We start from the raw sequence: 7,939 nt of genomic DNA on the forward strand, positions 1-7,939 counted from the left end.
TTTGTCGAAGGACAACGAGAAGATGGAGAAACTAACACGGACTATGTCCACAGAGGAGTGGCTCAGAGATCTTTCACCAGATCTTGGACACTGGCAGAGGATACGGAAGTTAGATCAGTTGAATTTGAGGATGGGTTGCTGACGATTGTTCTTGGTAGAATCGTCCCAGAGCATCATCAAAGAAAAGACTGGTTCTAAATAATTTCAGTCTCATATTATGATTATGAATAAAATTTTTATTGGACTTGCAGCACTTTTAATTTCTTCACCAGTTCTTGCTCATCCAAGAACTCCAAGAACTAGTTGGATATATTCTTATCCCGAAAAGGATGTAATGGTTCGACGTGATTGGAAACGATGTAAAAAAATCAAGTATACTACCAAATATGATAAGTTTGGATGGTATACTGAAAGACAAGTGACACCTCTAAAATCATGTTGGAAAACTCGAACTCATAAACACAACCATAATAATGTTAAATTGAAAGTGATCATTGGAAACTAAATAGTAGAGGCTACCCTTTAAATATTGCCGCCGCAGAGGGGCAACTGGCAAAATCCAGTTGACGCCCCTCCTTTTTATTGGTATAATATGTGGAGATAAAACTATACTATGTCTATCAAATTAGTTACATTAAAATCTGGAGAAGATATTATTTGTGACTTGGGAGAAGTTACTATTCCCGATAAAAATGAAGATTTGGAAAAGTTGGTGGCATATTCTATGAATATGCCATATGCAGTCAAACTTTCTAATCCCCAGACTCTTTATGAGGCAGTAGATTCTCAAGAACCAATGGTATCATTCTTTCCTTGGCAACCACTTTCTTCAGATACTGATATTTTAATTCCAATTGATTGGGTCGTTTGTATTACCAATCCAGCAAAATCAATTGAAAAAACCTATATTGATAGAGTTGATATATTTAAATCTCTGAGAGGTGAAGATGAAGCAGATTAAAATAATATCTTTAATGACGGGTCAGGTCTTCATTTCTGAAATTGAGGAAGTGGGGGCTGATATTGGAGAACCAGATTGTAAGTTGATAAAACCATTCATTATCGATAGTTCTTTAGAACTTCATAAGTACATGATAGAATTGACAGACAGTGAGGTTTTTATGATTAGTTCTGATAAAATATTAACACTTGCCGATCCAAATCAGAAAATTTTAAATCAATATGAGGAGTTGACAAACTAATGGCACTTTCCAAATCCGTAGAAGATTCTTTGAAAGAGGCAGAATCAAGTTTAAGAAATGCTTTAGCATTTGCAGCACGCCAAGAAAGGCCTATGGTTTGTAGTGTGATTGCTGATATGATTAGTAGAATTGAATCCCTTCAAAACACAGACTCTATTCTTGATAAGTTAGAAAATAGAAAACCGGGTGACAATGGGTTTTTTGGCACATTTTTTAATGATGAGGATGAATGAAGTTCTACACTAATGTTCAACTAATTGGTAATCAAGTTCTTGTTCGTGAAGTTGACAATGGAGTAAGAAAAGAATATAGAGATGAGTTTTTTCCAACTCTCTTTGTAAAATCAAAAAAGAATACAAAATACAAAACGTTGAATGAAGAATCGGTAGAACCAATTAAACCTGGAACTATACGTGACTGCAGAGAGTTTTTCAAGAAGTATGAAGATGTTGATGGATTTTCTGTTTATGGAAACGACAGATACATTTATCAATACATCTCTGAAAAATATCCTCAAGATGAGATTAAGTTCGATATTAGCCAAATTAAACTTGTAACAATTGATATTGAGGTCTCTTCCGAACAAGGATTCCCCGATGTTGAATCATGCCAAGAAGAAATATTGGCTATTACTATTCAGAATTATACTACAAAAGAGATTATTACTTGGGGTGCAAAACCATTTAATAATAAGCAGAAAAATGTAACATATCATTGTTGTCCTAGTGAATATCAATTGCTCAGTTCTTTTATTGAGTACTGGATGTCCGATGTTCCAGATGTTGTGACTGGATGGAACATTCAGTTCTATGATATTCCTTATCTTTGTAAAAGGTTGAATCGTGTTCTCGGCGAAAAACTAATGAAACGCTTTTCTAACTGGGGACTCGTTTCTCCTGGTGAAGTGTTTAAGAATGGCCGTAAGCACACAACATTTGATATTGGTGGACTTACTCAATTAGATTATCTAGATCTTTATAGAAAATTTACTTACAAAGCTCAAGAGTCATATCGTCTTGACTATATAGCTGAAGTGGAGTTGGGTCAGAAAAAACTTGACCACTCTGAGTTTGACACCTTTAAAGATTTCTATACTAAGGGGTGGCAGAAGTTTATTGAGTATAACATCGTTGACGTAGAACTTGTTGACCGATTGGAAGACAAGATGAAATTAATTGAACTCGCATTGACTATGGCCTATGATGCTAGGGTCAATTATGCGGATGTTTTCTATCAGGTTCGCATGTGGGATAATATTATTTACAATTACTTGAAAAAGCGCGATATTGTTATCCCCCCAAAGATTCGCTCCGATAAAAACGAAAAGTATGCTGGAGCATATGTCAAAGAACCGATTCCTGGAAAGTATGATTGGGTGGTTAGTTTTGACCTTAATAGTTTGTATCCTCATCTCATTATGCAATATAACATCTCGCCAGAGACCCTCTGCGATGAGAGACACCCAAGTGCGACGGTTGATCGAATACTTGAGGAGAANCTAAACTTTGAGATGTACAAGGACTATGCGGTATGTGCTAACGGGGCCATGTATCGGAAAGATGTTCGTGGATTTCTCCCAGAACTCATGGAAAAGATGTACGGTGATCGGGTCATCTTCAAGAAAAAGATGCTCAAGGCAAAGCAGCAGTATGAGAAGACTCCTACTAAGGCTCTTGAAAAAGAGATTGCCAGGTGCAACAATATTCAGATGGCAAAGAAAATATCCCTCAATAGTGCTTATGGTGCTATTGGTAATCAATACTTTAGATATTACAAACTAGCAAACGCCGAAGCGATCACACTTTCCGGCCAAGTCTCGATCCGGTGGATTGAGATGAGGATGAATGAATACCTAAATAAACTACTCTCTACTGAAGAGGTTGATTATGTTATCGCATCTGACACTGATTCAATCTATCTTGATATGGGACCTCTTGTTACTAAATTTTTTAGTAATAAGTCTGATGATAAAGCAAAGATTGTTGGAATACTTGATAAGATATGCGAAGAAAAGTTGGAACCGTTCATCGAACAATCTTACCAGAACCTTGCGGACTATGTTTCGGCATATGAGCAAAAAATGCAAATGAAGCGTGAGAATATTGCTGATCGTGGTATTTGGACTGCAAAAAAGAGATATATTCTAAACGTATGGAATAGTGAAGGAGTTCAATATACAGAACCAAAACTTAAAGTTATGGGAATTGAATCTGTAAAATCTTCAACTCCTGCTCCCTGTCGAAAGATGCTTAAGAATGCTTTTAAACTTTTGATGACGGGAACAGAAGATGATATAATTGAATTTATTGAAAAGTCAAGGAAGGAGTTTAAATCTCTTCCACCAGAGCAAGTATCATTTCCACGATCTGCATCAGATGTTGAGAAATATAAGTCATATTCTTCAATTTATGCTAAAGGAACACCAATTCATATTCGTGGAGCTTTATTGTTTAATCACTACATTAAGCAGAATAAATTGGATAATAAATATTCACTCATTCAGAATGGTGAGAAGATTAAATTTTGTTATCTTAAAAAACCAAATATTCTTCACGAGAATGTAATTTCATTCATTCAAGAGTTTCCAAAGGAACTTGATATTGACAAATATGTGGACTATGACTTACAATTTGAGAAGTCTTTTTTGGAGCCACTTAAAGCAATTCTAGATTCTATTGGTTGGAATATTGAAAGACAAAACACACTAGAGGCATTTTTTCTATGAAAGACCAAAACTCAATTGCTGATCACGAATCAAAACAAGTAAAATGGAATCGCGGATTGGATTTATTTATAGAATCCGTTCTTAAGCCCGACTCTTCCTTGAGAAGGTGTGCTCATAATCAAAAGTGTTATCACGAATTGATGGATGTTCGTCAAGATGTATTGAATTATTTAAAAACTAAGAGGTGGAATTAATGGATCTTCCTATCGATAAAAAAGAATTTGATGAGATTGTTGATGCTCTTTGTTCTGAGCACGTAGACATGAACAAAAGAGAATATAGGCACAATCTTTACTACAAACTAAAAACCATTCAAAAGATAATGGACGAAAACCCAGGCGGTCCTTACAAAAAAATTGCTCGTGAAGAATTTGGATTTGTAATATGAATGATTTTCTAAAAGAGATAGTAAAAGAAATCGGCGACGACTTCACTCAACTTGCATCAAATATTGACGATACAGAAAACTATGTTGACACGGGTTCTTACATTTTTAACGGACTTGTTTCNGGGTCTATTTTTGGTGGTGTATCTGGGAATAAGATTACTGCCATCGCTGGTGAGTCTAGCACTGGAAAAACTTTCTTCTCTCTTGCAGTTGTCAAGAACTTCCTGGATTCTAATCCTGACGGGTATTGNNTATATTTTGATACTGAAGCCGCTGTTAATAAGTCTCTTCTCGCAAGTCGGGGCATTGACCTTGATCGGTTGGTCGTAGTTAATGTAGTCACAATTGAAGAGTTTCGATCAAAGGCATTGAAAGCCGTTGATATGTATTTAAAAAAGTCTGAAGAGGATCGCAAACCTTGTATGTTTGTGTTAGACTCTTTGGGAATGCTCTCAACAGAGAAAGAGATTACAGACGCACTTAACGACAAACAAGTCCGCGATATGACCAAGTCTCAATTGACCAAAGGTGCATTCCGTATGTTGACCCTTAAGTTGGGTCAGGCCAACATTCCAATGATCGTTACCAATCACACCTATGATGTCATCGGCGCTTATGTTCCAACTAAAGAAATGGGAGGCGGTAGTGGTCTCAAGTATGCCGCCTCTACCATCATTTATTTGTCCAAGAAGAAGGAGAAAGACGGCACCGATGTCGTTGGAAACCTTATCAAGGCAAAGACTGCTAAGTCGCGTTTAAGCAAGGAGAATAAAGATGTTACGATTCGTTTGTTTTACGATGATCGTGGTCTCGATCGCTATTATGGTCTACTTGAACTCGGTGAACTNGGAGGTTTATGGAAAAATGTAGCAGGTCGTTATGAAATTGATGGCAAGAAAGTCTATGCTAAAGCCATCTATAAAGACCCAGAACAATANTTTACTCCAGAGGTAATGGAGAAACTCGACCAAATTGCACGAAAGGAATTCAGTTATGGAGAAAGTTGAGGTTCTGATTCTTAGAAACCTTTTATATAATGAAGAATATCTCCGTAAAGTAATACCATTTATCAAACCGGATTATTTTGAAGATCTACATCAAAAAGTAGTCTTTGAAGAGATTCTTAAGTTTGTTAACGAGTACAATACTGTCGCTACAAAAGAAGTTCTCTGCATTGAGGTAGAAAATCGTCAAGATATTAACGATAGTTCCTTTAAAGAGATTGCAAAACTAATCAGCTATATTGAGGAAGTTCCTACTGACTATGAGTGGTTAGTGGATACTACGGAGAAGTGGTGCAGGGATCGTGCCATCTACCTGGCACTAATGGAGTCTATCTCACTTGCTGATGGCAACGATGAGAAGAAGGATCGTGATGCTATTCCAAGCATCCTCTCGGACGCTCTGGCGGTATCTTTCGACTCCCATGTGGGTCATGATTACTTACTTGATTATGAGGCAAGATATGAGTCCTATCACCGCAAAGAAGACAAGATCGAGTTCGACCTTGAGTATTTCAACAAAATTACGAAAGGCGGCCTTCCGAATAAAACGCTTAATATTGCTCTCGCTGGCACTGGTGTCGGTAAGAGTTTGTTTATGTGTCATGTGGCATCTTCAGCACTCCTTAATGGAAAAAATGTCTTATATATCACGCTTGAGATGGCTGAAGAAAAGATTGCAGAACGAATTGATGCTAACCTTCTCAATGTTCCAATTCAGGAGATAACAGAACTCCCCAAATTAATGTTTGAGAGTAAGGTAACAAATCTAGCAAAGAAAACGCAGGGCACTCTTATAATTAAAGAATATCCTACGGCATCAGCTCATGCTGGGCACTTCAGGGCACTTCTTAATGAACTTGCACTCAAGAAGTCATTTAGACCTGATATTATTTTTATTGATTACCTTAATATATGTGCTTCCTCGCGCTATCGCGGAAATAGCACTGTCAATTCATACTCTTATATTAAGTCTATTGCTGAAGAACTTAGAGGACTGGCTGTCGAAGCAAACGTTCCTATAGTTTCTGCCACGCAGACCACTCGCTCAGGNTATGGTAGCAGTGATGTTGAACTTACTGATACTAGTGAGTCCTTTGGTCTCCCTGCTACTGCTGATCTTATGTTTGCCCTTATTAGTTCGGAAGAGTTAGAACAACTAGGACAGATTATGGTGAAGCAGTTGAAGAACCGATATAATGATCCAACCATCTTCAAGCGTTTTGTAGTTGGTATTGATCGTGCCAAGATGCGATTATATGATTGTGAGCAATCGGCACAAGAAGATATTGTTGACAGTGGCCAGGAAGAGGAGTATAATTATGAAGACGAAAAACCAAAGAAATCATTTGAGGGATTTAAGTTTTGACTATCTCAATTAATAAAGAACAAACACCTGAAGGGACTAAGTTTACTATGTATCAAGATAAAGTAAATACTGATGCATACCTAGAATTTGTTGCTGCAGTTACTTCACAACCTAGTAGTGATGCTGATGCATTTGAATATCGAATTCAAGAACTTCGTGGAGAAGGTTTTGAAACTCATCGATTGCTTACNGCTGCTGTGGGAATGTCTGCTGAGGCAGGTGAGTTTACTGAAGTTATCAAAAAGATTATCTTTCAGGGTAAGCCAGTTAATGAAGAAAATCTGTTTCATTTGAAACGTGAACTTGGCGATATTATGTGGTATGTTGCTCAGGCATGTATGGGTTTGAATGTTTCTCTAGATGAAATCATTGAGATGAATGTTGATAAACTCAAAGCACGTTATCCTGGTGGAGATTTTGATGTTCACTATTCCGAAAACCGTAAGGAGGGAGACCTGTGATTGAATTTGATGATATTGAACTTATGCAACTCAAGTTTTGCATGGATCAAACCAAAAGTATGATGGCACATCCAAGTGAGCACATGCGCCATGCATCCATCACTAAGAAGGTGGAAGAAGAAATGGATCGTAGAAAAGAAGACACTGGTGCTTATACCCGTGAAAAAATTCTTCGCGATCTTGAACAACAAATCAAAGAACTGGGAGGTTAATTATGAAACTTGAAGTCACTCTTGAAGATTATGAAAAGGCAGGTGAAGAATTCTGGCCTAAATATTTTTACGTCGCCCGAGAACTGGGTGAGGGAGCAAAACCAGAGCAGGTTCTAAAAGTAATGGAATCTCTTGCTGGTGTTGCTATGAAAAACAAAGTCAAAAATAAGATTGGACCCTTTGGATTTAATAAGAAGACTGAAGAAGAAGTCAAAACTGAACAGTAAACATCATGTATAAACCATACTCTCCTGAGTGGCATCGCAAAAGGTATCTTAAAGAAGCAATCGACACATACTTCGATGACTACGTGGATAATGAAATAATCTACGAAGATATCATGGATATCCTAGGTGCTAGGATGTCTGCTGCGGTTAACGAGGTTAACAAGGTTCTTGATCTAAAAGACAAACTCAAAATTAACTAGTATGCTATCAACTCAATATCGCCTCAGACTAGAATTCATTTGTTCTAAGATTGCAAACAAAGAAGAAGTCCAACTGGACGATATGATTTGGGCAGAAAAACTAGCAAAAGCGAATACTACTGCTAGAGAGTGGCTTCGTAAAGCACGCCGTCAT

The 7,939-nt window shown here is 37.3% G+C and carries 13 protein-coding genes; all 13 read left to right on the plus strand.

Annotation, left to right across the window (positions count from 1 at the left end; translation table 11 throughout):
* Nucleotides 1–198: Hsp20 family protein (locus CBB91_RS08090; protein ID WP_345906771.1), on the plus strand; the 198-nt coding region annotated here is incomplete at its 5' end.
* A gap of 415 nt (nt 199–613) precedes the next feature.
* Nucleotides 614–961 carry a hypothetical protein gene (locus CBB91_RS08095; RefSeq protein WP_345906772.1) on the plus strand — a complete coding sequence of 116 codons (348 nt, stop codon included), beginning with the start codon at nt 614–616 and terminating at the stop codon, nt 959–961.
* A complete protein-coding gene (locus tag CBB91_RS08100) occupies nt 948–1,202 on the plus strand; it encodes a DUF6561 domain-containing protein (protein WP_345906773.1) in 255 nt (84 codons plus the stop codon). Before CBB91_RS08095 ends, CBB91_RS08100 begins: the two co-directional genes overlap by 14 nt.
* A complete protein-coding gene (locus CBB91_RS08105) occupies nt 1,202–1,435 on the plus strand; it encodes a hypothetical protein (RefSeq protein ID WP_345906774.1) in 234 nt (77 codons plus the stop codon). Before CBB91_RS08100 ends, CBB91_RS08105 begins: the two co-directional genes overlap by 1 nt.
* Nucleotides 1,432–3,927, plus strand: coding sequence for a DNA polymerase domain-containing protein (locus CBB91_RS08110; protein WP_345906775.1), 2,496 nt, complete (start codon nt 1,432–1,434; stop codon nt 3,925–3,927). Before CBB91_RS08105 ends, CBB91_RS08110 begins: the two co-directional genes overlap by 4 nt.
* Complete coding sequence (locus CBB91_RS08115; RefSeq protein ID WP_345906776.1) at nt 3,924–4,121, plus strand: hypothetical protein; 198 nt, start codon at nt 3,924–3,926, stop codon at nt 4,119–4,121. The genes CBB91_RS08110 and CBB91_RS08115 overlap by 4 nt, the downstream gene beginning before the upstream one ends.
* The gene (locus CBB91_RS08120) at nt 4,121–4,315 is read left to right on the plus strand and encodes a hypothetical protein (protein WP_345906777.1); all 195 of its coding nucleotides are present in this window, start codon (nt 4,121–4,123) and stop codon (nt 4,313–4,315) included. Before CBB91_RS08115 ends, CBB91_RS08120 begins: the two co-directional genes overlap by 1 nt.
* Nucleotides 4,312–5,322 (plus strand): recombinase RecA, encoded by a 1,011-nt coding sequence (locus tag CBB91_RS08125; RefSeq protein ID WP_345906778.1) that lies wholly within the window; start codon nt 4,312–4,314, stop codon nt 5,320–5,322. The genes CBB91_RS08120 and CBB91_RS08125 overlap by 4 nt, the downstream gene beginning before the upstream one ends.
* Nucleotides 5,309–6,685, plus strand: a complete 1,377-nt coding sequence (locus CBB91_RS08130) for a DnaB-like helicase C-terminal domain-containing protein (RefSeq protein WP_345906779.1) — start codon at nt 5,309–5,311, stop codon at nt 6,683–6,685. Before CBB91_RS08125 ends, CBB91_RS08130 begins: the two co-directional genes overlap by 14 nt.
* A gap of 47 nt (nt 6,686–6,732) precedes the next feature.
* Nucleotides 6,733–7,146 (plus strand): nucleoside triphosphate pyrophosphohydrolase family protein, encoded by a 414-nt coding sequence (locus tag CBB91_RS08135; protein ID WP_345906782.1) that lies wholly within the window; start codon nt 6,733–6,735, stop codon nt 7,144–7,146.
* Nucleotides 7,143–7,358: a hypothetical protein gene (locus CBB91_RS08140; RefSeq protein WP_345906780.1), complete on the plus strand. Its 216-nt coding sequence runs from the start codon at nt 7,143–7,145 to the stop codon at nt 7,356–7,358. The genes CBB91_RS08135 and CBB91_RS08140 overlap by 4 nt, the downstream gene beginning before the upstream one ends.
* Nucleotides 7,359–7,360: 2 nt before the next feature.
* Entirely contained in the window at nt 7,361–7,585 is a 225-nt protein-coding gene (locus CBB91_RS08145; RefSeq protein WP_345906781.1) for a hypothetical protein, read from the plus strand.
* A 2-nt stretch (nt 7,586–7,587) separates the two neighbouring features.
* On the plus strand, nt 7,588–7,785 hold the full coding sequence (locus CBB91_RS08150; protein ID WP_345906783.1) for a hypothetical protein: 198 nt from the start codon (nt 7,588–7,590) through the stop codon (nt 7,783–7,785).
* Nucleotides 7,786–7,939 lie beyond the last annotated feature (154 nt).

The organism is Hyphomonas sp. TMED31 (genome assembly GCF_002172815.1).
Taxonomy (GTDB): Bacteria; Pseudomonadota; Alphaproteobacteria; order Caulobacterales; family Hyphomonadaceae; genus Hyphomonas; species Hyphomonas atlantica.

Excerpts from the sequence above, each read along its gene's own strand:
- CBB91_RS08095 (WP_345906772.1), top strand. The coding sequence starts at position 614 with ATGTCTATCAAATTAGTTACATTAAAATCTGGAGAAGATATTATTTGT.
- CBB91_RS08100 (WP_345906773.1), top strand. The coding sequence starts at position 948 with ATGAAGCAGATTAAAATAATATCTTTAATGACGGGTCAGGTCTTCATT.
- CBB91_RS08105 (WP_345906774.1), top strand. The coding sequence starts at position 1,202 with ATGGCACTTTCCAAATCCGTAGAAGATTCTTTGAAAGAGGCAGAATCA.
- CBB91_RS08115 (WP_345906776.1), top strand. The coding sequence starts at position 3,924 with ATGAAAGACCAAAACTCAATTGCTGATCACGAATCAAAACAAGTAAAA.
- CBB91_RS08120 (WP_345906777.1), top strand. The coding sequence starts at position 4,121 with ATGGATCTTCCTATCGATAAAAAAGAATTTGATGAGATTGTTGATGCT.
- CBB91_RS08145 (WP_345906781.1), top strand. The coding sequence starts at position 7,361 with ATGAAACTTGAAGTCACTCTTGAAGATTATGAAAAGGCAGGTGAAGAA.